At 44.8% G+C, this 23,392-nt stretch carries 21 protein-coding genes; 7 read left to right on the top strand and 14 right to left on the bottom strand.

The window, feature by feature from the left end:
- Positions 1 to 34: 34 nt before the first annotated feature.
- Positions 35 to 1,678, bottom strand: a complete 1,644-nt coding sequence (locus HRI96_RS07775) for an ABC-F family ATP-binding cassette domain-containing protein (protein WP_210116818.1) — start codon at positions 1,676 to 1,678, stop codon at positions 35 to 37.
- Entirely contained in the window at positions 1,675 to 3,306 is a 1,632-nt protein-coding gene (locus tag HRI96_RS07780; protein WP_210116819.1) for a DEAD/DEAH box helicase, read from the bottom strand. The genes HRI96_RS07775 and HRI96_RS07780 overlap by 4 nt, the downstream gene beginning before the upstream one ends.
- Positions 3,307 to 3,355: 49 nt before the next feature.
- On the opposite strand from HRI96_RS07780, the gene HRI96_RS07785 reads away from it, so the two are divergent.
- Together HRI96_RS07785 and HRI96_RS07790 are read left to right on the top strand one after the other, a co-directional pair.
- Complete coding sequence (locus HRI96_RS07785) at positions 3,356 to 4,783, top strand: class I SAM-dependent methyltransferase (protein WP_256729185.1); 1,428 nt, start codon at positions 3,356 to 3,358, stop codon at positions 4,781 to 4,783.
- 360 nt (positions 4,784 to 5,143) lie between these two features.
- Complete coding sequence (locus HRI96_RS07790; protein WP_210116820.1) at positions 5,144 to 5,830, top strand: hypothetical protein; 687 nt, start codon at positions 5,144 to 5,146, stop codon at positions 5,828 to 5,830.
- A 69-nt stretch (positions 5,831 to 5,899) separates the two neighbouring features.
- Here HRI96_RS07790 and rpmE read toward each other — a convergent pair whose 3' ends face one another.
- The 6 genes from rpmE to rpsT form a co-directional block, all read right to left on the bottom strand.
- Positions 5,900 to 6,112 carry a 50S ribosomal protein L31 gene (gene rpmE, locus HRI96_RS07795; RefSeq protein ID WP_210116821.1) on the bottom strand — a complete coding sequence of 71 codons (213 nt, stop codon included), beginning with the start codon at positions 6,110 to 6,112 and terminating at the stop codon, positions 5,900 to 5,902.
- A gap of 126 nt (positions 6,113 to 6,238) precedes the next feature.
- Complete coding sequence (gene rho, locus HRI96_RS07800) at positions 6,239 to 8,032, bottom strand: transcription termination factor Rho (protein ID WP_210116822.1); 1,794 nt, start codon at positions 8,030 to 8,032, stop codon at positions 6,239 to 6,241.
- A gap of 262 nt (positions 8,033 to 8,294) precedes the next feature.
- Entirely contained in the window at positions 8,295 to 8,708 is a 414-nt protein-coding gene (locus HRI96_RS07805) for a bactofilin family protein (protein ID WP_256729186.1), read from the bottom strand.
- Positions 8,709 to 9,229: 521 nt separating this feature from the next.
- Positions 9,230 to 10,969 carry an apolipoprotein N-acyltransferase gene (gene lnt / locus HRI96_RS07810; RefSeq protein WP_210116824.1) on the bottom strand — a complete coding sequence of 580 codons (1,740 nt, stop codon included), beginning with the start codon at positions 10,967 to 10,969 and terminating at the stop codon, positions 9,230 to 9,232.
- A gap of 39 nt (positions 10,970 to 11,008) precedes the next feature.
- Complete coding sequence (locus tag HRI96_RS07815; RefSeq protein ID WP_210116825.1) at positions 11,009 to 11,329, bottom strand: HU family DNA-binding protein; 321 nt, start codon at positions 11,327 to 11,329, stop codon at positions 11,009 to 11,011.
- Positions 11,330 to 11,411: 82 nt separating this feature from the next.
- Positions 11,412 to 11,690 carry a 30S ribosomal protein S20 gene (rpsT, locus tag HRI96_RS07820; RefSeq protein ID WP_210116826.1) on the bottom strand — a complete coding sequence of 93 codons (279 nt, stop codon included), beginning with the start codon at positions 11,688 to 11,690 and terminating at the stop codon, positions 11,412 to 11,414.
- 111 nt (positions 11,691 to 11,801) lie between these two features.
- Here rpsT and HRI96_RS07825 point away from each other — a divergent pair, with 111 nt between their 5' ends.
- The gene (locus tag HRI96_RS07825) at positions 11,802 to 12,557 is read left to right on the top strand and encodes a lysophospholipid acyltransferase family protein (RefSeq protein ID WP_210116827.1); all 756 of its coding nucleotides are present in this window, start codon (positions 11,802 to 11,804) and stop codon (positions 12,555 to 12,557) included.
- A gap of 141 nt (positions 12,558 to 12,698) precedes the next feature.
- Here HRI96_RS07825 and HRI96_RS07830 read toward each other — a convergent pair whose 3' ends face one another.
- The 3 genes from HRI96_RS07830 to eda form a co-directional block, all read right to left on the bottom strand.
- Positions 12,699 to 12,875, bottom strand: a complete 177-nt coding sequence (locus HRI96_RS07830; protein ID WP_210116828.1) for a hypothetical protein — start codon at positions 12,873 to 12,875, stop codon at positions 12,699 to 12,701.
- A 441-nt stretch (positions 12,876 to 13,316) separates the two neighbouring features.
- Entirely contained in the window at positions 13,317 to 15,728 is a 2,412-nt protein-coding gene (locus HRI96_RS07835) for an ATP-dependent DNA helicase (protein ID WP_256729187.1), read from the bottom strand.
- A 59-nt stretch (positions 15,729 to 15,787) separates the two neighbouring features.
- Complete coding sequence (gene eda, locus HRI96_RS07840; RefSeq protein ID WP_210116830.1) at positions 15,788 to 16,414, bottom strand: bifunctional 4-hydroxy-2-oxoglutarate aldolase/2-dehydro-3-deoxy-phosphogluconate aldolase; 627 nt, start codon at positions 16,412 to 16,414, stop codon at positions 15,788 to 15,790.
- A gap of 289 nt (positions 16,415 to 16,703) precedes the next feature.
- Here eda and HRI96_RS07845 point away from each other — a divergent pair, with 289 nt between their 5' ends.
- Both HRI96_RS07845 and HRI96_RS07850 read left to right on the top strand, forming a co-directional pair.
- Positions 16,704 to 18,377, top strand: coding sequence for a DUF3943 domain-containing protein (locus HRI96_RS07845; protein ID WP_210116831.1), 1,674 nt, complete (start codon positions 16,704 to 16,706; stop codon positions 18,375 to 18,377).
- A 166-nt stretch (positions 18,378 to 18,543) separates the two neighbouring features.
- Positions 18,544 to 19,539, top strand: a complete 996-nt coding sequence (locus HRI96_RS07850) for an alpha/beta hydrolase (protein ID WP_210116832.1) — start codon at positions 18,544 to 18,546, stop codon at positions 19,537 to 19,539.
- A 36-nt stretch (positions 19,540 to 19,575) separates the two neighbouring features.
- Here HRI96_RS07850 and mtaB read toward each other — a convergent pair whose 3' ends face one another.
- From mtaB to HRI96_RS07865, 3 genes are all read right to left on the bottom strand, one after another.
- A complete protein-coding gene (mtaB, locus tag HRI96_RS07855; RefSeq protein ID WP_210116833.1) occupies positions 19,576 to 21,198 on the bottom strand; it encodes a tRNA (N(6)-L-threonylcarbamoyladenosine(37)-C(2))-methylthiotransferase MtaB in 1,623 nt (540 codons plus the stop codon).
- Positions 21,198 to 21,836, bottom strand: coding sequence for a tetratricopeptide repeat protein (locus tag HRI96_RS07860; protein ID WP_210116834.1), 639 nt, complete (start codon positions 21,834 to 21,836; stop codon positions 21,198 to 21,200). Before HRI96_RS07860 ends, mtaB begins: the two co-directional genes overlap by 1 nt.
- Before the next feature lie 106 nt (positions 21,837 to 21,942).
- The gene (locus tag HRI96_RS07865) at positions 21,943 to 22,302 is read right to left on the bottom strand and encodes a bactofilin family protein (RefSeq protein ID WP_210116835.1); all 360 of its coding nucleotides are present in this window, start codon (positions 22,300 to 22,302) and stop codon (positions 21,943 to 21,945) included.
- Between the two features lie 280 nt (positions 22,303 to 22,582).
- On the opposite strand from HRI96_RS07865, the gene HRI96_RS07870 reads away from it, so the two are divergent.
- Both HRI96_RS07870 and nadS read left to right on the top strand, forming a co-directional pair.
- On the top strand, positions 22,583 to 22,894 hold the full coding sequence (locus HRI96_RS07870) for a type II toxin-antitoxin system RelE/ParE family toxin (RefSeq protein ID WP_210116836.1): 312 nt from the start codon (positions 22,583 to 22,585) through the stop codon (positions 22,892 to 22,894).
- A gap of 83 nt (positions 22,895 to 22,977) precedes the next feature.
- Positions 22,978 to 23,283 (top strand): NadS family protein, encoded by a 306-nt coding sequence (gene nadS / locus HRI96_RS07875; protein ID WP_256729188.1) that lies wholly within the window; start codon positions 22,978 to 22,980, stop codon positions 23,281 to 23,283.
- Positions 23,284 to 23,392 lie beyond the last annotated feature (109 nt).

Consider the following 23,392-nt stretch of genomic DNA (forward strand, 5'->3'; position numbering starts at 1 on the left):
AAACGCCGCCGCTCAAAAACCGGCCGTCGAAAAACTAAACTCTGTACTTGAGCTTTTTCCCCGTTCCTTCGTAAAGTTTTTGACGAAGCTCCGCTACCTGATCGTCTTTTAAATAATCGTCAAAATTCATCATTCGGTCAATAATGCCGTTAGGGGTAATTTCTACGATTCTGTTGGCGATAGACTGTATGAATTCGTGATCGTGGCTGTTAAACAAAACCACGCCGGGAAAATTTATTATTCCTTCATTCAAACTTTCAATGGCTTCAAGATCCAGATGGTTCGTGGGATCGTCAAATATGAGAGTGTTGGCTCCGCTCAGCATCAGTTTTGAAAGCATGCATCTTACCTTTTCGCCGCCGCTTAAGACTTTTACAGGCTTAAGCGATTCGTCCCCTGAAAAAAGCACGCGCCCTAAAAAACCGCGCACATATGCGTCGTCTTGTTCCGGAGAATATTGGCGGAGCCAGTCCGTTATGCTGCAGTCGGTATTAAAATAAGCGGCGTTGTCGCGCGGCATGTAATCGTATTTTATGGTCTGTCCCCAAAAAAACTCGCCGGAAGACGGTTTTTTATTTCCGGTTATTATATCGTAAAAAGCGGAAACGGAGTTATGTTCGATTCCGACAAAGGCGATTTTATCGGTACGGTTTACGATCAGCGAAAAATCTTTTAAAAGAACATTTCCGTCTTCCTCATAATTCAATTTACGAATTTCAAGGACATTGTTTCCGATTTCCCGATCCGGTTTAAAACTCACGTAAGGAAATTTACGGCTTGTGACGGGTAATTCTTCAAGCGCCAGTTTGTCATACACTTTTTTGCGGCTCGTAGCCTGTCTGCTTTTAGACGCGTTGGACGCAAAGCGAAGTATGAATTCTTTGAGATCCTTCATCTTTTCTTCGCGCTTTTTTGCCTGATCCTTCGCCTGTCTTTGCAGGATCTGACTCATCTGATACCAAAAATCATAATTTCCGGTAAACTGACTTATCTTTCCGTAGTCTATGTCGCAGATGTAAGTGCAAACGCTGTTCAAAAAATGGCGGTCGTGGCTCACAACGATTACGGTGTTCGGAAAATCGATCAAAAAATCTTCAAGCCAAGTGATCGATTCGATATCAAGACCGTTCGTGGGTTCGTCGAGAAGAAGTATGTCGGGATTGCCGAACAAAGACTGAGCAAGCAAAACACGAACCTTCTGCCCCTCGTCAAGTTCGCTCATGTTCTTATCATGAAATTCTTCTTCCAGTCCGAGTCCCGAAAGCATCTGTTCTATCTGGTTTTCAGCTTCCCATCCTCCGAGTTCCCCGAATTCCGCTTCAAGTTCGCTGGCTTTTATTCCGTCTTCTTCGGTAAAATCGCTCTTTTCATAAATTTCAGTGCGAGCCTTGCTGCATTCGTATAATTTTGGGAATCCCATCATAACCGTGTCTTTTACCGAGTACTTATCGAAGGCAAAATGGTCCTGCTGCAACACGGCAATCCGCTCTCCTGGCGACAAAGAAATGGTGCCGGAATTATGGTCGTGCTCGCCGGAAAGAACTTTTAAAAAAGTCGATTTTCCCGCTCCGTTCGCGCCTATGATGCCGTAACAGTTTCCCGGCGTAAATTTCAAATTTACGTCTTTGAATAAGGGTTTTTCACTGAATTTTACGCTTACATCGGAAACTGTTATCACTTTGTTTTCCCCTGTTTGTTTTTTTTGTCAAAGCCTAGAGCGCTCATTATTTTTGATAAAAATCCGGACTTTTTAGGCGGAATAACTTTTCCGGTATTCTTTTTACTGCCGGTCGAACGCACGGCGCTCTTTTGCTTGGCCGCCTTAGGCGCAAAAGAATTTTCAGACGCATATTTTTGTCTGTAAAGCTTCATGCGCTCGTCAAAAGAAAGATTTTCCAATTTTTCAAGATCTTTGGAAGTTTGAAATCCCTTAGACCTTTCCCTTTGTCCGTATTTTTTAGAGCCTTCTCTGCCGCTGTCCTGCCGTCTTTCTTCTCCTGAGAATTTATTTTTGTCTTTTTTAAACCTTACGCCGTTTTCAGTTTTCTTTCCGGAAGGACGGCCTCTGCGCGATGATTCTTCGGAACGCGGCCTTCGGGTGCGGGAAGCGCTTCTGTCGAAATCTCCGCCTCCCCGCCTTTCAGTCCGTATGTAAACACCCTCGCTCTTATCCTCGGCAAACAAAGATTCGTCCGCAACCCTTGACGGAATTTTCATTTCGATAAAACGCTCGATAGCCGGAAGGTTATAGACGTCCTGCTCGCTGCAAAAAGTGTAAGCCTTGCCAGATTTTCCGGCACGGGCGGTGCGTCCTATGCGATGAACATAGTTTTCAGCTTCGTTAGGCAGGTCATAGTTTACAACCATTGCCAGGTCGCTTACGTCGATACCTCTGGCGGCGACGTCAGTCGCTACCAAAACGGGAATTCTCGAAGCTTTAAAGTCTTCAAGAACCTTAAGCCGCTTGGACTGAATCATATCGCCGATCAAAAAATCGCTTCGGATACCGTTAATTTTCAGCTTCTTACCCAAAACTTCGCATCCGCGCTTTGTGTTGCAGAAAATTATGGCGCTGGAAGGTTTTTCCTTTTGCAAAATTCCAAGCAAAAGCTTTACCTTTTCATCGCTTGAAACATGCAAAAGTTCCTGTGCGATTTCGCTTACGACAATATTTTCAGATTCTATCTGAATTTCTTCGGCGTCAAGCGTATATTCCCATGCAAGATTTTTTACATAGGAATTGAGCGTGGCGCTGAAAAGCATTGTCTGTCTGTTTTCGGCGGAAGGAAGATGCTTTATAAGAGTCCGCAAGTCGGGATAAAATCCCATGTCGAACATCCTGTCGGCTTCGTCCACAACCAAAAAACCTACGTCGCTAAGAGCCATGCGTTTGCTTTCCACAAGGTCAATCACGCGCCCCGGCGTGCCGATTAAAATTTCAACGTTTTTTTTGAGAGCGGCCACTTGGGCTTCGTAACCTACTCCGCCGTAAAAGCTGAACGGTCTTAAAGATGTGTATTTTAAAAGTTTTTTCGCTTCGTCTTCAACTTGAACGGCAAGTTCCCTAGTGGGAACGAGTACTAAAGCCTTCTTTCCTTTTATTTCAGGACGCACAAGAAGTTCTTGCGCTATCGCTATTAAATAAGCGGCTGTTTTTCCCGTTCCGGTTTGAGACTGAACGTACAGATCCGCTGCACCGGTTGCACTTTTTAAAACCCGCTCTTGTACAGGGGTGCAGGAAACGTATCCGGCTTCCTTTATTCCTTTTTGCAGATCGTCATGCAAAGAAAATTCCAAAAAATCCATATAAATAATAAGTATATACTTTTTACATGTTTATGTATAGTATAAAATCATGAATGATAATGAATTATATCAGGCAGAGATTTTTTCGAACCGGCTTGAAAAAAAATACAGAACGCTCAGAAAATGGGCGCGAAAAAACGGAATAACCTGTTACCGATTATACGATCGCGACATTCCGGAAATTCCATTATCATGCGACCTTTACGAGTTTTTGCCAGAAGAAATTCTTGAGCGTGAAGCGGCATCGGTTTTTATGCAAAAAGAATATGAAACGCAGGTTTTAAATGACCGCGACGCAATGCAAAAAACCGCTGAAAGGCGATACCTTAACATGTTTTTATATGAGCGTCCGTATGAAAAATCTTATCATGAAGAAAAAAGCTGGCTTACCGCCATGGCAAAAGCCGCTTCGAAAATTCTGCAAATCGATCTTACGCATATCATCATAAAAATGCGCCGTCACTCAAAAGGCGGAAGCCAGTATGCAAATTATGCGGATAGTGTGTTAAGTGAAGTGTTTAGCGGCGAAAATGTGCAAAACATGACAGCCGCAATTTGCGCACCCGGCGCTGACAGCAAAATAAATTTAATCAACACAAAAGAAGCTCCGGATATTTTTACCGTATCGAATAAACGCGCTTCGGCGGCGGGAATCGTTCAAGAGCACGGGCTCCTTTTTACCGTGGACTTATTAAAACATCTTGACTCGGGGCTGTTTCTTGATCACAGACCTCTGCGCCGCATAATCCGCGAAACTTCAAAAGAAAAATCCGTCTTAAATCTTTTTTGCTATACGGGTTCGTTTTCTGTATACGCGGCGGCGGGAGAAGCTCGAATGGTGGAATCAGTAGACTTATCGAACGCATATCTGTCGCTCGCAAAGAAAAATATGAAATTAAACGGCTTCCGCTCTGACGACAAATATGTTTTTACGCGTTCGGATGTGATAAAATTCTTAGAACAAAAAGCGGCCTTAATGCATTCACCCGGATCGCAAGGCTTTGACATAATAATTTTAGACCCGCCGACTTTCAGCAACTCTAAAAGTTCTCAGTCGGTTCTGGACATAAATCGCGACTGGCCTTACATGGTCAATATGTGCGTTTCTCTGTTGAATCGCGGCGGAGTTTTGTATTTTTCAACAAACAGCAGGCGTCTCGTATTCGACATATCAAAAATATACTGCAGCAGCGTGGAGCGCAATTTTAAAGAAAAAGGCAATATCGGATGCAGCCTGCGGGCCGGCAGCCCGAGTGCCCGCGGCCTGCTTACGCACAGTCCGAGCGCCAAAAGTCCTATTGCCGGCGAGCCGCATAACCGAGACAGTCGCGATAGCCTACTCTCCCGCGGCCTGCTTGCTCGCGACACGATTGCCCGCGACAGCCGCGCTATTGAAGTGGAAGACATAAGCCTAAAAACCGTCCCCGAAGACTTTAGAAACGTAAAAATCCACCGCTGCTGGAAGATCACGGTTTAATCTCGCCAGCTAAAATAGTATAAGCCGACGTACTTCCGTGTACATCGGCTTATGGCGAATTTTGGCAAAGCCAAAATATCGCTTTTACATATTTTGCCGCCATCCATGGCGGTACTTAAACGACGAGTTTGCTGCGCAAACGTCGCTAATCATATGTGCGCTTTCCGCACACGAATTGCATTCGGCCGAAAATTGATATTTTCTCTTCCTGCAATTTTAATAACGGTTTAATGCGGCCGCTGAAATACCGCTGCCGTGCCGTTTTACAAGCTAAGTCTATCATGTTATATTTGATTTAAGTCAGTTTTTTCAAATATTTCGACATATTTTAAAAAAAAGTAAAAACCGTGGAGGATTTTTATGAAAAAGATTATCGAAAAAACTGCAGTAATTTTATCAATTGCTGCAGTTTCACTTTCAACTCTTATAAGCTGTGCTTCATTGCCGGATTTTTCTGAAAAACAGATTAAAAAATTTCAGGATGCAAAAGGCAGCCCAAATGACAGCGTTGTTTTTTACGGCTTTCTTCCGATGAATAATATTGTAAAATTCAAACAAATCGACAAAAAATATTCGAACGATGAGCAAGACGGAATTAAACTTTCTTTTAACGATGCGTCAGGGTTTTGGCTCTCTACCCCGGTAGAGCCGGGATCAACCTACATGATTTCATATATACAGGGTTCTGTCCAAGGAGGAACAACATCTTCCACGGTAACAACCGCATTCGGTTCCGCAACAACAATTACATTCCATGATTATGTTTGGGATCAGTCTTTCTCTGAAGAACAACAGTATTTCGTAATTAAAATTCCCCAAAAGCCCGGATTCTATTGTTTCGGGCAATACACGGGAAGAGAAATCATGGTCGCAGCGCAAGCCGGTAAACCAACTAAAATTTTCGATCAAGAAAATATAAAAGAAAAATGGGGAAAAAATGCAAACCAAATTATGGTTAACGGTCTTAAACAAATAATAAAAGCTTACAAAGGAACTGAATGGGAAAACGCCGCTTTAAAAGAACTTAATAAATATTCAGCAAAATAAACAAACACCCCGGGACAGGATTAAAATCTCCGATCCCGGGGTGCATTCTACAAGCCTTTTATATTCAGCTTAGTTTTCCGATTTAATTCCGTAACGTTTATTAAAGCGATCGATACGTCCGGCCGTGTCTACCAATTTCTGCTTACCGGTAAAAAATGGATGACAAGCGGAACAAATTTCAACATGAATGTCATTTTTCGCCGTTGACCGTGTTTCAATAACATTTCCGCAGACACAGACGACTTTTCGCGCCTTGTAGTCCGGATGAATACCCTTTTTCATTTGAACCTCCAAATATATCTACAGGTTTTGCCCTGCGGCGCGGAATGAAAACCAATCAAAACGCCGCCACAAAACCGGCAAATTCAAATCTTGTAAAATTAAGTATATACAATTTTCACACTAAAATCAAGAAACCGCAGCGGCTCCAGTGTTCATAGAAGCTAGGAAGGCGTTATTGTCCTTGGTTTTTTTCATTCGGTCAATGAGAAGTTCCATAATTTCCGCGTCTTCCATAGGATTGAGAACCTTACGCAGCACCCACAATTTCTGAAGTTCGTTTTCCGTAAGCAAAAGCTCTTCTTTTCGCGTTCCGGATTTTTTGATGTTTATAGCCGGGAAAAGCCTGCGTTCGGCCAATTTACGGTCAAGATCGATTTCACTGTTGCCGGTTCCTTTGAATTCTTCAAAAATAACTTCGTCCATGCGGCTGCCGGTTTCTATCAAAGCGGTTGAAATGATGGTAAGGCTTCCGCCTTCTTCCACGTTACGCGCGGCGCCGAAAAATCTTTTAGGCTTGTGCAGAGCGTTGCTGTCTACGCCGCCTGAAAGCACTTTTCCGGAAGTGGGAACCGTTTGGTTATAGGCGCGCGCAAGGCGGGTAATGGAATCCAAAAAGATAACCACGTCGCGCTTATGTTCGACAAGACGCTTAGCCTTTTCAAGAACCATTTCCGCAACCTGTACGTGCCGCGTAGCCTGCTCGTCAAAGGTTGAAGAGATAACTTCCGCTTTTATCGACCTTTCCATTTCGGTAACTTCTTCCGGCCGCTCGTCTATGAGAAGCACGATCAAATATACTTCAGGATGATTTGTAGTGATCGCATTGGCGATCTTCTGCATAAGAATGGTTTTGCCGGCCTTAGGCGGAGCGACGATCAAAAGGCGCTGCCCCTTTCCGATAGGACTGAACAAGTCGACTATACGCGAAGACATTTCCGTAGAAACCGTCTCCAAGTGGAATTTTTCATCGGGATAGAGAGGCGTCAAATTTTCAAAGGGAATGCGCGTCTGCGCGATACGCGGTTCGTCAAAATTGACGGATTCTATGCGGAGCAAGGCAAAAAATCTTTCTCCTTCCTTAGGAGATCTTGTCTGCCCGTAAACCGTGTCTCCGGTCTTAAGATTGAAAAGACGTATTTGGCTGGGAGAGATATAGATATCGTCAGGGCCAGGCAAATAACTGTTCTGCGGAGAACGCAAAAACCCGTATCCGTCGGGAAGTATTTCAAGAGAACCTGAGGCAAAAATAATTCCGCCGTGTTCCGTATGCGCCTTTAGTATTACAAAGATAAGTTCCTGTTTTTTCATAGGAGCAAGATCGTCGCTTGAAAAGCCGTACTGGATAGCAAGGTCTCTAAGCTCGTGCATGCCCATCTTTGTAAGATCGTTTATCAAAAGACGCGGTTTTGATTCATATTCTTCAGGATTTTCGATTGTCTGCGCAGCTTTTACGGCTTCATCCCTTGCGCTGCTTGAATGCCGCTGATATCCGCCGTTACGCACAAATTTGCGCCCGCCGCTGAATTTCGGCATTGCGCCGCCCCATCTGTTTTTTTCACCGTGAGAAGGCGTTTGACCGTCTTCTTCAGCAGGATTTTCAGCGATATCCGAAGCGGAAAAAGAAGTCGGATTTTCTTCGGTCTGCAAAGAAACTTCCGTAGAAGAATCGCCTGCCGTTTCTTTTTTTGCTTTTACAATACGGCGCCGCTTCGGACGAACCGTCACCTTTGCAACATCTTCATTTCGATCGGATTCGGTTTCATCGGAGGAATCAGTCTCCGAATCCGCATTTCCGGACTCCGGTTCGGTCGATCCGTTTACGGATTGACCATCAAGATCAAGCTGCGTTTGTCCGTCTTCATTCAACTGCAGCCGGTCTTCAGACGCATCGCTGGAACGACGTCTTTGGAATGGTGTCATTAAAAAAACTCCTGGCAATTAGTAAAATAAATATATAAAACATTGTAAAAAAATAAAAATGTATTGGAATTTGCTCTCAACAGGAAAAGAAATAAACACTTATTGATTATATCATATACACGTACATGAATTTTGTCAATCGCATTTCAAGTGTCCTATAAAATGGCCGCAGTAAGACTGCAAAATGCCCCGCAAACTGCGACTGCCAAACTGCCAAAGTGCGGCTAAAAAACTGCGGCGTTAAAGTACGGCGGATCGGAAATCAGCCTACAAAATCCGACTTTAGAACGAGAGCCTGTTTATATTCCTTTGAGGCGACGGAAAACAGATCTATGTCGGGAACATCGTCAAGCATGGTCACCTGTCCGTCAAAGCTGACGTTTTCGGCAATACGTAAGTGTGCTGTAGAAACGTTTCCGCTGACCTTGCTGCCGTTGCACATTTCGATGCGCTCGGAGGCTTCTATATCGCCCGTGACGGTTCCGAATATGACTACCGACTGCACGGAAATTTTTCCCACATTGCAGACCGCAGTTTTGGCTATTTCCAAAGATCCTTTCGATCTTATGTTCCCGTGAAATTTTCCGGTTATCACAAGATCGTCGGTGTATTCAAGCTCTCCGTCAAAATCCGTTTCAGCTCCGAACACGGTCAAATTTCGCTTTTCATTATCCATATTCATACCCTTCAAAATTGCAATTGCACAAAGGAGAAAATTTAAATTTTCGACCGAGTGCAACTCATGCGCATCTTGCGCACAGTTAATAAGCGATGTTTGCGCAGCAAACTCGCCGTTTTAGTACCGCCATGGATGGCGGCAAAATATGTAAAAGCGATATTTTGGCTTTGCCAAAATTCGCCATAAACCGATGTACACGGAAGTACGTCGGCTTATACTATTTCATAGGCCGAAATTAAACTTTCCTTAAAATGCGGCATTGCAGAAAATATCAATTTTCGATGATGCCGCATTAGTGCGCATCTTGCGCACAGCTAATAAACGATGTTTCGGCCTTGTCCGAAATTCGCAGTTAAATTGAACGGCGATATTTCAGACGTTCAATTTAAACATTCCTTAAAATTCAACAGTCGAACAAAATATCAATTTTGGAGACTGTTGAATTAGTGCTCTCTTTGCGCACAGTTAATAAGCGATGTTTGCACAGCAAACTCGCCGTTTAATGAGGCCTCGCTATTTCAGAGGCCGAAATTAAACTTTCTTCTCAATACATATAATATAATTCCCGCCGCCAAAACGCAAAACGCGGCTAAAGCAAATGCGACGCCTATAAGATCGCCTATGCGGCAGTACAACGTCGGCGGCGCGTCGTCGGGAATAACGGGTATATCGCCTATCACATAAGTTTTTTCAAACGGCGGCGCCATCACCCGTATTATTCCGTTGGGATCGATAATACAAGTTTGTCCCGAAGCCGTGCTTCGCACCGCAGGGATGCGGTTTTCAATGCAGCGGAAACGGGCCATAGCCAGATGCTGATTTTGGCACGAAAGGCTTTTCGACCAGGCGTCGTTTGAAAGGTTTACAAGCGCACGTGCGCCGGCGTTGAACATCTTTCTGCCCGTTTCACCGAACGTATCTTCAAAGCATACGGGAGTGGAAAATGCCAGCCCCGCTTCACGGAATACCGTGTATTCCTCGCCCCTAGACCACAGATGCGTGTCGCCGGCCAGCAAAGCTTCATACAAGCGCGGAAACTGCTTGGGCCACGGAAAATTTTCCGTAAACGGCACGAGCCGGATTTTCCGGTAAATTTCAGGATTCGGCGGCAAAGTGTTTTTCCTTGGAACAAAAACCAAAACGGAATTATAATCGTCTGGATCGTCTTCGTATATATCGTCTTGGTGATCGTTTCCCACAACAAAGACGGAGTTCTGACCTTCCACAAATTCAAGAAAATTTTTTACGATATTAAAGCGGCTTCTGTCCGGCCGAAGCTTATAGTGTTTTATTACGGGCGGGATAACGGAAGTTTCAGGCCACACTACAAGCTTTATACCGGCATCCTGCGAGAGCGCCTTTTTGGAAAGATCTATCAAATTATTAACATCCAGTGCGTAATCGTCCGAGTCGTTGCTGAGCCACGGATCGGTGTTATGCTGGATCGCGGCGACCTTTACCGACGGCAGCTCAGAATAATTCTTCCGTGAAAAACATCCGTATAATACGGCCGCCGAAAAAAAACAAAGCCACACGCAGGCGGAAATTTCGTGCGATCGAACGGAACGTAAAAAAGATTTTACGCAGCGATCATCGTTCACGCGGCCGGAACCATCTACGGCAGCATCGCGCCCGGCGTTTTCATTTTCGGCTCTTTCGGTTGCGGCATTTTCGATTTTAACGCTTCCGGAATTTTCGGACACGGCGCTTCCTGTAAATCCCAATATTACGGAAGAAAACCATGCAGATGGAAACACCACTAAGGCCGAAAGAGGCCACACGCCTGCCAATTCCGCGCATTGCATTAAAACGAGATTTTTCCATTGAGTATATGCCGTAACGCCGTAACTGAATCCTGCAAAGCCTACGGTTTTTAGATATTCGTAGGCGCAAAAGATTACAAAAGATGCGATCCATCCCTTTTTAGGGAAAAACATCATACACAGTTTCATACAGGTAAACACTGCAAGAAGCATGAGCCCGTATTGTATTTCGATGGCCAAGGAACCGGCCGGGCTGAAAGTTACCAGCCACGAAACGTAAAGCATGTATGAAATAACGCCGTACACAAATCCGTACAGCCAAACGATTTTCAAAGAAGTGCGATAAGTTAAAACAAAAACGGGAACATAGGCAAACCACGCAAAAAACGATATTCCCTCAGGAAAAATAAAACCGGGATTTGAAAGAGCGAATAAAAAAGCTCCCGAAATCAAAAGCAGAATATTAATCAAAAACGATCGTATTTTTTTTTTCAAAGATAAAGATTTTTTTTCAACGGAGGCCATGAGGCAATGCTAGTCCTTTTTGTCCTCTTTGACGGGAAGATCCCACAGAGCTTTTTTCAGCTCCTGCCCCGAGCGGAAAGCCGCTACATAATGAGGAGCTACCGATAGCTGCTCTCCCGTCTTGGGATTGCGGGCTCTTGAGCGACCTTTTCGCAAACGAGGTTCAAACGTACCGAATCCTCTGAGCTCTATAGTGGCGCCGTCTTTTAAAACAGTTTTAAGTTCTACCAATAAATTTTCTACAATGTCCTGCACAACACGTTTTTCATGTTTTGTGTTTTGATACACGGATTCAACCAGATCATATTTGGTAATTTTTTTAGCGGACATTGAAGAACCTCAACAAAAAAATTCGTATGTTTCGGGATCAAAAAAATCTCAAAACATACGTCATGTTGCCAGTAAATTTAAATTACTTAGACTGTAAAAATGAAACGTTGTAAAGTTTCATCATACGAGACTTTTTTCTGGAAACGGCATTCGGTTTTAAAACGCCCTTTCCGCGCGCCGAGTCAAGTTCTTTTACAAGGATTTTTAATGCATCTTCCGAAGCTTTTTGATCTTTTTTCTGGACGGCTTCTACAAACCGCCTGACGCATGTATGACACTTGCTCTTAATCGATTTATTGCGCAACCGACGCACTTCACTCTGTGCGAACCGTTTTTCTGCAGATGTTTTTTTTACAGACAAAGGATGACCCCCAAAACAAAAAACTAATAATATAATATATTAACAGAGCGAAACAGCTTTAGTCAAGCATACAAATTGACAGTAAAAATAATTGAAGTTACAATTCTCCGTATGATAAATTTTATTACGATGTCCTGCCTGCTTGTAGCCTTAGCGTGGGTTGCAATATTGAATATCTTTGCCTACCCTGTTTCTAAAAAACTTTGCATAAGAATTTCAAATTACATTGTAAAAGTCTGCGCGCACCGCGTGTTTGCAATTTTGAACCTTTATAAGAATTTTCATTTTGACGACGATGCCGCAAGTAAAAAACTTCTTCCCGAACAGTTTTTAGTGATATCAAATCACCAAAGTCTGATGGATATTCCCCTTTACATGGTGTTCTTGCCGGAAAAAGACCTCCGCTTTGTCGCAAAAGACTCTTTAGGACGGCACGTACCGCTTGTTTCGGAAATGCTGAGAGCACACGAACACTGTATAATTCCCAGAAAAGGAAATCCTTCGGTTGCGATGCGTGAATTGGACAAATTTGCCTTACGCGTAAAGGAGCGGGATCAGATTCCCGTATTGTTTCCCGAAGGAACGCGAAGCAAAGACGGAAGTTTGGGGCAATTTTATGCTGCAGGGTTCAGAAGACTCACCGACGCAGTGCACCTGCCGGTTGCCGTCTGCGCCCTTGAAGGCGGCTGGAAAATCAACAACCTTAAAAACATATTTACAAACCTTAAAGACGGTTCGTATCGAGTAAAGGTTTTAAAAGTCTTTCCGCCTCCCAACGGAAAAGAAGAACAGAATGCGGTTTTAAACGAAGCAAAGGCTCTCATCGGCGCACAACTTGATAAATGGCGAACTGAAGAAAAAGCCTAGCATAAAATGAAATAGACCGCTGCGCCGATTAATGCCGCCCGCACCGATCGATGCCGCAGGCTCAGGCAAATTAAATGAAATATTAAGTTTAGAGCAAAAAAAAGCCTGCATAAAGGTGCAGGTCTTTTGTAACTAAAACAATTATTTAAGAAAATCCTTCGGTCGTCTTTCCGTGCGCTGTGTTTTTTCACATACCGCTACATTTCTGAGCTTACCGTTTTTAAGTATTGTTTTCATGACTATTTCGCCGCCGGATTCCGGATCAATAAATGTCTGTTTTGCAACAGTAGTACGAGAGTTTTTACTGGCTCCAGCCATAACACACCTCCATGCCAAATTATGATTTGATTTTCGTCTATAATATCAATTACGGCCGCTCAGGTCAAGACAAAAAAAATGAAAGGCGCTGTGCAGAATCTGTCGGCGAATGTTTTCGGTGCGACGGCGGGGAAAGAACTGCGTAAATGTATTAGCGTATGGAAATGCCTACGTTAAAAGGAAAAAAGGCGAAACGCGAGGCAGCGATAACTGACGCCGAGCCGCTCTGACCGTTGGCAAGCGAGCTTTCCAGAAGAAAGCGAGCGCAGTCCGATACCTATTACGGTCAGCCGCGGCGAACGGCAGGACGCTGCCGGGAGTGTAGCCGTTTTTTTTAATGCTGCAAATTAAAGACGCTGTGCAGGAACTGTCTCCGAATGTTTTCGGTGCGGCTCTAAACTACGGTCGCCGGCGGCTGTCGACGCGCCTTGCACAAAATTTTTACGCGTCCAAAAAACGCTCCACACGTTCGGCGCTTTCTTCAAGCGGCGCATAAATACACTTCGCTTCGGGGATGCTTGAAATAAAAAGCCGCCCGTACGGTTTTTCCATTATGCGGCGGTCAAAGACAACTATGCATCCGCGGTCGTCGCTTCGCCTTATAAGCCTTCCTATTCCCTGGCGAAATTTTATTATCGCTTCAGGAACGCTTAGATCCATAAAAGAGCTTCCGCCCCTCTGTTCTATCAGTTCGGAACGCGCGGCAAAAACCGGATCGTTTGGAACGCTGAACGGAAGTTTTACGATTATAACTTGGGAAAGGGACTCGCCCGGCACGTCGATGCCTTGCCTGAATGAATCCGTGGCAAAAAGAACGCTGGAAGTGTCTTTTTTAAAGTTCTCAAGAAGTCTGAAACGGTCGTCTTCTCCTTGTTTAAAGACTGTGATCCCGGAAGATCTGAGGGCTGAGCGCGCATATTCGCATGATTTTTTCAGAGAATCGTAAGACGTAAACAATACCAGAGTTCTTCCGCCTGCAGCCTTGATCATGCGGACGATGGCCTTTTCCACAAAATTTTGATAACCCATGCTGTCGGGAAACGGAGCGTCCGAAATGACGGAAAAGAGCATATTAGTCCTATAAGGAAACGGCGACGGGAATTCTCCCGTTAAAAGCCTTTCATCATCAATGCGGTTGACGCCCGTACGGCGGTTCCAAAAATCAAATTTTTTTCCTACGGAAAGCGTAGCCGAAGTGCACACAACCGTTTTCATCGGCTCGAAAACACCCGACGCCATGCGGGAAGATATGTCGAGCGGCGTCTGCACAAATTGTATGTACTGGGAACTTTCGTCGCTCTTGGAGGAAGGCGCGCTTATACGAAGTCTTTGCAGCCAAAATACGGTATCGCTTTGTTCCTCCCATGCGCTGAAATTCTTACAAAACACCGTAATATCGTCCAAGCGCCTCAAGATATTCCTTGTTTCCCAATATTGGGAATTTTCTTTCCCGTCATCGTCGATCCCTTCCATAATGCCCCGAACGAACGCACAGACGGCGGCTACGTTGTCACCCAGATTTGTGATAAGCGCGATCACGGGGCCGAAAGAACGTGCGGAAGAAGAATTTAAGCGCAGCGTATGTTCGTTTAAAAGAAGATCGAACGAAACTTTTTCAAGATCGGCTATATTGTTTTTTACACTTTCAATCGACTCAATCACATGAGCCGTCTCGTCGGGAGCGGATGAAAGCGCCTGAAGTGTAAAAAGATAACCCGTTAAAGAATTGCGTTTTTTGCGATAAAGGCGGTTCAAAAGGCGCATAAGGCGGAAGCGCGTAAGACTTGCACTAAAAAAACTTGTGGCGGAGCTTTCAATGTCGTGCGCTTCGTCAAATATCAGTCTTCTATACGGCGGCAATACGGCCGCATCGTCATACCCTATTCCGCTCATGCGCGATTCAATGTCGGCGAACAGAAGGTGATGGTTTACTATAAGGAGATTTGCGCCGGCGGCTTCTTTTCTTACGCGCATGACAAAACACTTTTCGCGGTGAACGCAGCGCATTCCCATGCAGGCGTCGCTTTCGGAACACAGGCGGCTCCACACATTTTCCGGCGGCATAAACGGAAGGTCGCTCCTGCTGCCCGTAGGAGAAGATTTTGCCCATTCCGCAATTTTATCGATGGTTTCAGTGTCTTCGCTGAACATATCCCTGTCGTTCGCTATGTCCTCCAAGCGCCTCAGACAGATAAAATTCTGCCGGCCTTTTACCAAAACGGTTTTGATTTTTTTTCCTATTATTTTTTCTGCGGCGGGGATGTCTTTTTCGGATAGCTGCTGCTGCAAATTTATAGTGCCTGTGGAAATCACAACCCTCTCATTGTTTTCAGCAGCCCAAAGTATCGAAGGAATAAGATAGGCATAGGACTTTCCTACTCCCGTTCCGGCTTCAAATACGCCTATGGAATTTTCGTTAAAGGCGTAAACTATCTTTTTTAAAAGTTCGATCTGAACAAGGCGTTCTTCAAATGATTCCGATTGGAAAGACAGGGGGCCGCCGTCCGACAGATAAAAAGCTGCGTCTTCAACGTCAAGTTTTTTTATTACCTTGGGTTTTACGGGCTCCATGACGACATACACGCTGTTTACGTCGTTGTTTACTATGTAGAACCCTTGAGCGTTTTCGGAAGCGTGCGAAGCGACTTCAAGATCCGCCTCCGAAGGTAAAAGAATTCCGTTCGGATGATTGTGAATCAAAACGGAACATTCACGCATTTCATTTAAATTTACGGGAACGGAGCGCTCGTTGCCCCGGGCGGCGGCCGTTACCGAAACGACAAGCCCTTTGGAATCGATCGCGCCGGTAAAAAAAACTTCATTGCCGCCCGCGTTCAAAATCGCTTTACGCATGACGACAATGACAGAATCTGAAAATCGCTCAGTAATATCCATTTATTACTGTTTTCTATTTATTTTACAAGCGACATGGCTTCTTTTGTAAGGCGCGTGATTTCGTCGAATTTGCCTTCATTTATAAGATCCGCTTTTACCATCCACGAACCGCCGCAGCAAAGCACATTCTTGAGAGCAAGATAATCCTTAATGTTTTTTTGAGTGACGCCGCCGGTAGGCATAAATTTAAGAGGATAAACGGCTCCCACGGCCTTTATAAAGTCCGCGCCGCCGGACTGTTCCGCCGGAAAGAATTTTACAACTTCCAAGCCGTTTCGCAGAGCGAGCTCCATCTGCGACGGGCTGTTCACTCCGGGGCAGTACGGAATGCCTTTCTTAGCGCACCATTCTCCAAGTTCGGGATAGTATCCGGGAGCGACTATCGCGCTTGCGCCGGAATTTACGGCCTTTTCGGCCTGTTCCAAAGTAAGGACGGTGCCCGCAAGGGTCAGGACGTCCGGCCTTTCTTTTGCAACTATCTTGATAGCCTCGGCGGCTACGGGAGAACGGAACGTTATTTCAGCGATCGGAAGACCGCCTGCGACGAGGGCATCAATAAGAGGCAAGGTATTTTTCAGATCGTCAATCTTTATTACGGGAACAACCTTTACCTTAGCCATTGTTTCAAAAACATCTTTTTTCATAACAACTCCTAAATAAAACGGCATATGAGGAAATTTAGATTTCAGAGAATGCCGTTTTCGCGCATTTTTTGCGCACAATTTAATGCAACGCCGCCTCGCATCTGTTTGCAACGCAAGGCGAAAATCGTTATATTAGTAATACGATAAATTGCGTTTTGATACAAGACCGTACGCCAAAGTAAAACGTGAAATTTTAAATAAAATACAATTTGCGGCATTTCGTCCGTAAACTTATCAGCCCGCAATTTTTTTACGCATCTTTACAAAACACATAGGGAATGTTTCTGATATGAATAAGAGTAATATCTATAAAAAAGTCGTCTCTGCGGCCGCCTTTGTCTTTGCCCTGTCCTTTATCTCTGCAAAACAAAGCGCGCAAATCGATACGGATCCGCAGAGGAGTTTCAAGCGAAGCCGGGATACCGTTTACAGCGGCGAAGGCCCCGCTAAGCGCGATGAAACGGCCGCACAGGATAAGCAGGATAAGACGATCGCTTTAAATTTTGCGGCAAACTTAGACACGGAAAGGGCTCCTGCAGAAATACGATTTTCACCTTTGGAGATAGGTTTTGCAGCAGGTTCCGCTTCGGGTTCCTCTGCGGACTTTACCGCGGACAGTCTCGAGAGCGGCGGCGAAACTGCGCCTAAAAAGCATTATCTTACGGCTCTGTCAGTCATGATGCTGGACAATTTTGTAATAAGCGGATGGAACCGTTTTGTCGGCAACAGGTCGTGGGCAAAGGTAAACTGGGAAAGCACAAGATATTTTTACGAACATGAAATTTCTTGGGACACGGACTGGTATTGGACAAATTTCGTGCTTCACCCTTATCAGGGCGGACTTTACTACATGGCTTCGCGCGCTTCAAACTTAAATCAACTTGAATCGTTCGGCGTTACCGTATTGGGCTCCGCGATATGGGAATGGTTTTTTGAGCGCAATTCGCCTTCGATCAACGACATGGTATACACTACCGTAGGCGCCTTTGCCGTCGGAGAAATGCTTTACAGACTTTCTGTAGAAGCGGATGAAATATCGCGGCTTTTATCCGCGGCTTTAAACCCGAACAGGCTTTTGACCGACATTATGAACGGCGAAAAACAGCGGGGATCGACGGGAAACATACGCGAACTTTCATTTAAATTAGGAGCCGGCACTGCTCGCACATATACGAATTTTTCTTCGGATTTCGGCGACGACACGGAAATTTTTCCCGCGTTTTTTTCACCTGAAATTCACGTCGTCTACAACGACCCTTACGGCTGGGATTCCAACGTTCCTTTCGGACAATTCGAATTGGACATAGGAGGAGCCGTAGGCGTCGGGAGCGGGAAAGGGGCGAGCAGCGTTGAAGAAAAACTCATGTACGACATTCATATTACAAGCAGCGGAATGATGTTTTCACGTTTTATCGATCTGGGCGAAAACAAAGATACTTCGGTCGGAATGATATTCGACTATGATTTTATATGGCATTCGTTTACGGAGCTTTCATCTTTGGCGCTGGGAGCCGCATTCAAGCAAAGAATAAGAAATCCCGGCGGAAGCAAGATAGAGTGGCAGCTGCATGCGGACGCGCTTATTCTTGGTACCACCGACTATTATTATTACAGGCGCGAAAAGGTGCCGCCGCCGGACGAAACCTTTAGGGATTACAACTACACCGTAGGGAACGAAACCGTACTGAAATTCAAATATACAAGCAAAAACGGGTTTATTTTGGACACCGACTTTCACGGCTATGCCATGTATGTGTTTAACCACCAGCTTCAGGATAACATGTTTACAGGATGGGAAATGATCGGTATAGGAACCGTAAATTATGAAATTCCCGTGTCGCCCAAACTCAACATAGGAATCGGCAACCAAATTTACGCAAAAAAAACTTTTTACAGCGACATTCCTGAGATTTTTCAGGCGGTCTATACCGGAAGCCTTTTTGCACGCCTAAAATTAAAATAAGGCCGGATCGACCGGACGGGCTGCAAGGTTGCGGAGCGTCTTAAAGGCCGGATCTACCGGTCGGCGGGACTGCGGGACGGTCTAAAAAGAGTTTACTTTTTCGGCGGCTAATTTTGACAGATCATTTAGGCCGCCAATTTCGGAAGCCCGCCGAGTTTATATGCGATTGGATAAGGGTAACATGAAGGGAATAATCATACTCGCATTTGTTTACATCGCCTTAGGAACCGTTATAACATCGGTCATGATTAATCGTTATTTTAAGCGGCCTCAAAAAGGCTGGGACGATCCTTCTCTTGATTCGGCAGGGAGCAGAAGTCCATACATAGATGAAATAAAAAAATCGCAAGAGTGGCTTTCACGGCAAGACTGTGAGCAAGTGCGCATAAAATCCTTCGACGGCTTAACCTTGGCGGCAACGCTGCTTACAAATCCTCAACAAAATAAAAAAGAAACAGTGATCCTCATGCACGGATACAAAAGCCTCGCCTCGTTTGACTTTGCAGGCATTTACGAATACTTTTACGGCGAAGGCTACAACGTACTTTTGTGCGATCAAAGAACGCACGGGAACAGCGAAGGAACTTACATCACGCTGGGCATAAAAGAGCGTTACGACTGCCTAAGCTGGATAGACTGCGTCAATACGCGCTTCGGCACGGACGATTCTGTTTGGCTTTTCGGAGTTTCCATGGGAGCCGCTACGGTTTTGATGGCGGCGGGACACGAACTTCCTCCGAACGTCAAAGGAATAATTGCGGACTGCGGTTTTACAAGCCCCGGAAAGATTCTGGAACTGGGGCTTAAAAACCAATATCATTTGCCCGCCGCGCTTTTTATGCCGTTTATAAATTTGGAAATAAGAATTTTCTGCGGCTACGATCCGTATTCATATTCAACTTTGGCAGCCCTTTCGCCGCATGAAAAAAAATCGCAAACTCCCCTTGCAGGCGGCCTAAATAAAAACACGGGCACGAACAACGTCAAGATTTTGTTTGTTCACGGAACAAAAGACAATTTTGTTCCCTTAACGATGAGCGAAGAAAATTTTGCAGCGTTTACAGGGCATAAGGTATTTTTAAAAACGGGGGCGGAACACGCGGCGAGTTTTCTTTGCGACAGAGAACTTTACGTTAAGGCTTTAAAAGACTTTATGCAGTGATAAAACTTTTGCCGCAAAAAACGGCACAAGCCTCCGCTAAAAAACCCGCACAAGTTTCGCGCGCGCTTCTTCTTCTTTTCCCGCTCTTATTTCGTCTTCAAGAGGGGACACTATCTTTATCTTTACGGAAGTTCCCGGACGCGGAACCGTTTTTTCACCGCAATCCCCGCAATCAACTATGCAGTGCAAAAAATTTTCGGTTAAGGCGCTAAAACATGATGTGTTTTTGAACCGCCCGCCTTGAGGTCGTTTTTCACCGGCGTTTTTTACCTCACCGTGATCCGCTTTAAATGCTTTTTCCGCGACGGCCGTAAGAGCTTTTCCTTTCATCGCTAAGATATAATCGGTTTTGTTTTTGCACGCCAAAGAAAAAATCTCAGAAACTCTTTTCCCCGTAACGGACTGTGCCACCTTGGGTTTCATAGAATACGCTTTTGTTCCCGGACGCGGCGAAAAAGGAAACACGTGAATCCACGTAAAATTCGCTTTACGGCATAATTCCAGCGTTTTATCAAAATCCTCGTCGGTTTCTCCGGGGAATCCAGCTATGATGTCGCACGCCAAAAACGGATCTTTTTTTGCCGCTTTTAAAAGCTCTACCGCCTTGTACACCTGTTCAATCCTGTACGGCCGATTCATCGCCTTAAGGATCTTATCGCTGCCGCTCTGTACCGAAAGATGAAAATGCGGCCGAATCCTGTCATCGCTCGCCAAGGCGCAAAACTTTTCATCCACCACTTCAGGATACAAGCTTGAAAGCCTAAACGCAATGCCGTCAGTTTTATCCAGTAAAATTTGAAGCAGATCGGTAAAACCGATTTTACGCCCGCCGTATTCGCTTGCATACTGAGCTATATTCACGCTTGTTATGACAACTTCGCTCTGCCCCGCCCTCTGCAGCGCCTGAACGCGGGAAAGCACGGACTCGGCGTCGAGCGAAACAGAATTTCCACGCGCTATGCGGATGCGGCAGTACGTACATGAGCAGTTACAACCGTCCTGAATTTTTATAGAAGAACGCGAATGAGCTAAAAAAGTGTCCGTCGAAAGGCGAAACGGATCTTCCGAAAAACCTATGAACGAAGTGTTTTTTGCCGAAGCAGGGATTTGAGCTGTAGGAACCGCTTTAAAAACGGCCGGCTTGAGCGGCTGCTTCCGAGGCGGAGACAGAACGCCGCCGCCCGAAACCGAAAAAAGTTTTTCCGAAAGACGATGAACAAAACCGCACGCGTCAAAATCATATTCTGCATCATATTCTGCGCAGTTCGATTTCGGCCTTTCATGAATAAAAGAGCTTAAAATCGGGGGAATGTCCGCCAAGCGGTTTTTTTTCATTCCCGGCAAAACCGCAATGCGCTCGTCCATCGCCGAAATTCCGTCAGGCGCCACCTGTGCGTAACAGCCCGTAACGACTACGGCCGCAGCCGGATATTTTTTCAGCAAAAGCCTTATAACTCTGCGGGCTTTTTGTTCGGCCTTAGTAGTCACCGTACATGTGTTTACAACGCACAGCACGGTGCGCTCGGCGGGAACGGCCGAAGCGCTCATGTTCTCAAGATCGACCGAAAACCCCGAATCCGAAAAAAAACGCGCGGCGCTTTCGCTTTCTATTTGATTAAGGCGGCAGCCGAGCGTTTCAAAATGAACATGATATCGCATTAAAGCGCGGGAGCCTGACTTAAAATATTTGAGATCCTGCTCTTCCCTGCGACGGCGTCATCCTGCGACGGATTCAATTCCAAGGCTTTGTCGTAAGCAGCTGCGGCGCCGACGTAGTTTTTAGCCCTTTCCCGCGCATAGCCGAGCCGCGTCCACCATCTTTCCATAAGGGGATCTTTTTTGACGGCGGCGGTAAATGAAATGTCGGCATGCTGATACTTCGCCTGCCTGATGTAAATTTCACCCATAAAATAATAGGCGGCGCCTACGCGGCTTCCGGAATCGGGAATACCGGCCAAATATCTTTCAAACAGCTCAAGCGCTTCCCTGTTTTTTCCTTGGTAATACTTCGCTTCGCCTAAAACTTCAACAAGGCGAAGATCGTATGGGCTTAAGGCCAATCCGTCGGAAGCGCGCTGTTCCGCAACCGCATACTGTTTGTTCGCCACAAGGCTCCAGCATAGGACGACAAACGAATCCGCGTGAACCGGTTCCGAAGCGATTTCGCCTTCACAGATCTTTATCGCTTCAAGGTAGTTGCCCTGAATATACATTCTGAGCGCGTCGGGTTTTTCCTGCGGATACGCAAAAAAAATGCACAAAAAAAGCCAGGGAATTAAACTAATTCTTTTCATCATATAAATATCCTATAAATTGCGTCACATCGAAAAGACTTTATCTTTCGAAAATGCCGCGGCTGCGCGCATCTTGCGCACGTTACTTCTTTGCCTGCCGCATAACTCTTTATTTTATCATTGTGCAGCGTCCGGTAAAATCGCTGCCGGCTTCAAGGACTACCTGTGCGGAAGTTATGTCGCCGCTCACGGAACCGGTAGAAGTAACAAACACAACTCTCTTGCCTTTTACGTTGCCGGTAATTTTTCCGCGGACTAAAATTCTGTCCGCCGAAATATCCGCATTTATCACAGCCCCCGAATCGACGACCAGATCGCTGGAAGCTTCTATGTTGCCTGAAATTTGCCCTTTTACTATAAAGGGCCTTTCAAAGCGTATATTGCCCGAAAATTTCAAATCCGGAGCGATATATGTGTCATAATCGTCGTCTTCCCTGTCAAACAGGTCATTATTGCTAGAATCAACCATGTCAATAATTTACAAGGAAATAAAAGCTAGGTCAATGCGTGGATTTTAACGGAAAAAGGGCGTTCCCTGCGCGGGGAGAGGCGTGTTCGATCCTTTTTTATGAGATTTTTATGAAAACACTTGACAAATGTACGCCAATGACGCACATTATATATGTTAAAGAAATATTAATCTGAAGGTGCATTTGGTCGCTTTGGCGCGTGTTTCGGTTTTAATCATTAACAAAATATGCTTATGGGTATACGAAAAGTTTTTTCAAAAGTTATATCGAGAATAAGTTATGGAGCTAATTGAAACATCTATTTTTAAAAAGCGGATAGATCAATTATTAGATGGCATAACTTATGCCCAATTTCGAGAATACTTAGTATGCAATCCATTAAGAGGAAAGTTAATTAAACACGGTGGTGGGATAAGAAAAATACGATGGAAAACGAAATACTCCGGTAAAAGCAGTGGAATTAGAATTATTTATTTTATAAAATCAAATACGAAAATATATTTGTTGTATTGCTACGCCAAAAATCAGGCAGGAGATCTTACGAGGGAACAAATCAAAGATTTGGCTCTTTTGGTTAAAGATCTTCAATGATAGAAGATTTTGATTAAATGTTTTGGGATAGCCTTATGATAAAGCTGTCTCAAAGCGGCTAAAACATTTAAGAAGGGTCTATTATGTTAAAGAAAAGAATGCCTAATGAAATGTTTGACGAACTCAAACAAAGTGTAAAAGAGGCGATTTCGATTGAAGAAGGAAAAATGAAGCCTTCACGGGTTTTTCACATTGAGCCTTTAGACATCAGTGAAATACGTAATAAAACAAACAAAACACAAGAAGAATTTGCGGCAATGCTTAATGTCAGCGTCGGAACGCTGCGTAACTGGGAGCAAGGAAGAAGAAAACCTGCGGGAGCAGCTTTATCGCTTTTGAAAATCGTTTCAGCTGATCCGCAATATGTAAAGAATGTGCTTGTTACATAAAAATATTTTTACTTTTTCTTGAAAGTTAACGGCTTTTCAAAAGCCCTTTTGCATAAATAAAATACAAAAGAGCTTTCTTTATAAAAAAAGGAATTCAATCATTCTTCTT

Origin of the sequence: Treponema parvum, assembly GCF_017893945.1 — a bacterium.
Classification (GTDB): domain Bacteria; phylum Spirochaetota; class Spirochaetia; order Treponematales; family Treponemataceae; genus Treponema_D; species Treponema_D parvum_A.

What these genes read in the sequence shown, in the direction of transcription:
- HRI96_RS07780 (WP_210116819.1), bottom strand. Translation starts at nt 3,306, where the DNA reads ATGGATTTTTTGGAATTTTCTTTGCATGACGATCTGCAAAAAGGAATA.
- eda (WP_210116830.1), bottom strand. Translation starts at nt 16,414, where the DNA reads ATGAAAAAAGATGTTTTTGAAACAATGGCTAAGGTAAAGGTTGTTCCC.
- nadS (WP_256729188.1), top strand. Translation starts at nt 22,978, where the DNA reads ATGTTAAAGAAAAGAATGCCTAATGAAATGTTTGACGAACTCAAACAA.
- HRI96_RS07805 (WP_256729186.1), bottom strand. Translation starts at nt 8,708, where the DNA reads ATGGATAATGAAAAGCGAAATTTGACCGTGTTCGGAGCTGAAACGGAT.
- HRI96_RS07785 (WP_256729185.1), top strand. Translation starts at nt 3,356, where the DNA reads ATGAATGATAATGAATTATATCAGGCAGAGATTTTTTCGAACCGGCTT.
- rpmE (WP_210116821.1), bottom strand. Translation starts at nt 6,112, where the DNA reads ATGAAAAAGGGTATTCATCCGGACTACAAGGCGCGAAAAGTCGTCTGT.
- HRI96_RS07830 (WP_210116828.1), bottom strand. Translation starts at nt 12,875, where the DNA reads ATGGCTGGAGCCAGTAAAAACTCTCGTACTACTGTTGCAAAACAGACA.
- HRI96_RS07835 (WP_256729187.1), bottom strand. Translation starts at nt 15,728, where the DNA reads ATGCGTAAAGCGATTTTGAACGCGGGCGGCAATGAAGTTTTTTTTACC.
- HRI96_RS07865 (WP_210116835.1), bottom strand. Translation starts at nt 22,302, where the DNA reads ATGGTTGATTCTAGCAATAATGACCTGTTTGACAGGGAAGACGACGAT.
- HRI96_RS07825 (WP_210116827.1), top strand. Translation starts at nt 11,802, where the DNA reads ATGATAAATTTTATTACGATGTCCTGCCTGCTTGTAGCCTTAGCGTGG.
- HRI96_RS07845 (WP_210116831.1), top strand. Translation starts at nt 16,704, where the DNA reads ATGAATAAGAGTAATATCTATAAAAAAGTCGTCTCTGCGGCCGCCTTT.
- rho (WP_210116822.1), bottom strand. Translation starts at nt 8,032, where the DNA reads ATGACACCATTCCAAAGACGTCGTTCCAGCGATGCGTCTGAAGACCGG.
- mtaB (WP_210116833.1), bottom strand. Translation starts at nt 21,198, where the DNA reads ATGCGATATCATGTTCATTTTGAAACGCTCGGCTGCCGCCTTAATCAA.
- HRI96_RS07860 (WP_210116834.1), bottom strand. Translation starts at nt 21,836, where the DNA reads ATGATGAAAAGAATTAGTTTAATTCCCTGGCTTTTTTTGTGCATTTTT.
- HRI96_RS07870 (WP_210116836.1), top strand. Translation starts at nt 22,583, where the DNA reads ATGGAGCTAATTGAAACATCTATTTTTAAAAAGCGGATAGATCAATTA.
- HRI96_RS07790 (WP_210116820.1), top strand. Translation starts at nt 5,144, where the DNA reads ATGAAAAAGATTATCGAAAAAACTGCAGTAATTTTATCAATTGCTGCA.
- HRI96_RS07815 (WP_210116825.1), bottom strand. Translation starts at nt 11,329, where the DNA reads ATGTCCGCTAAAAAAATTACCAAATATGATCTGGTTGAATCCGTGTAT.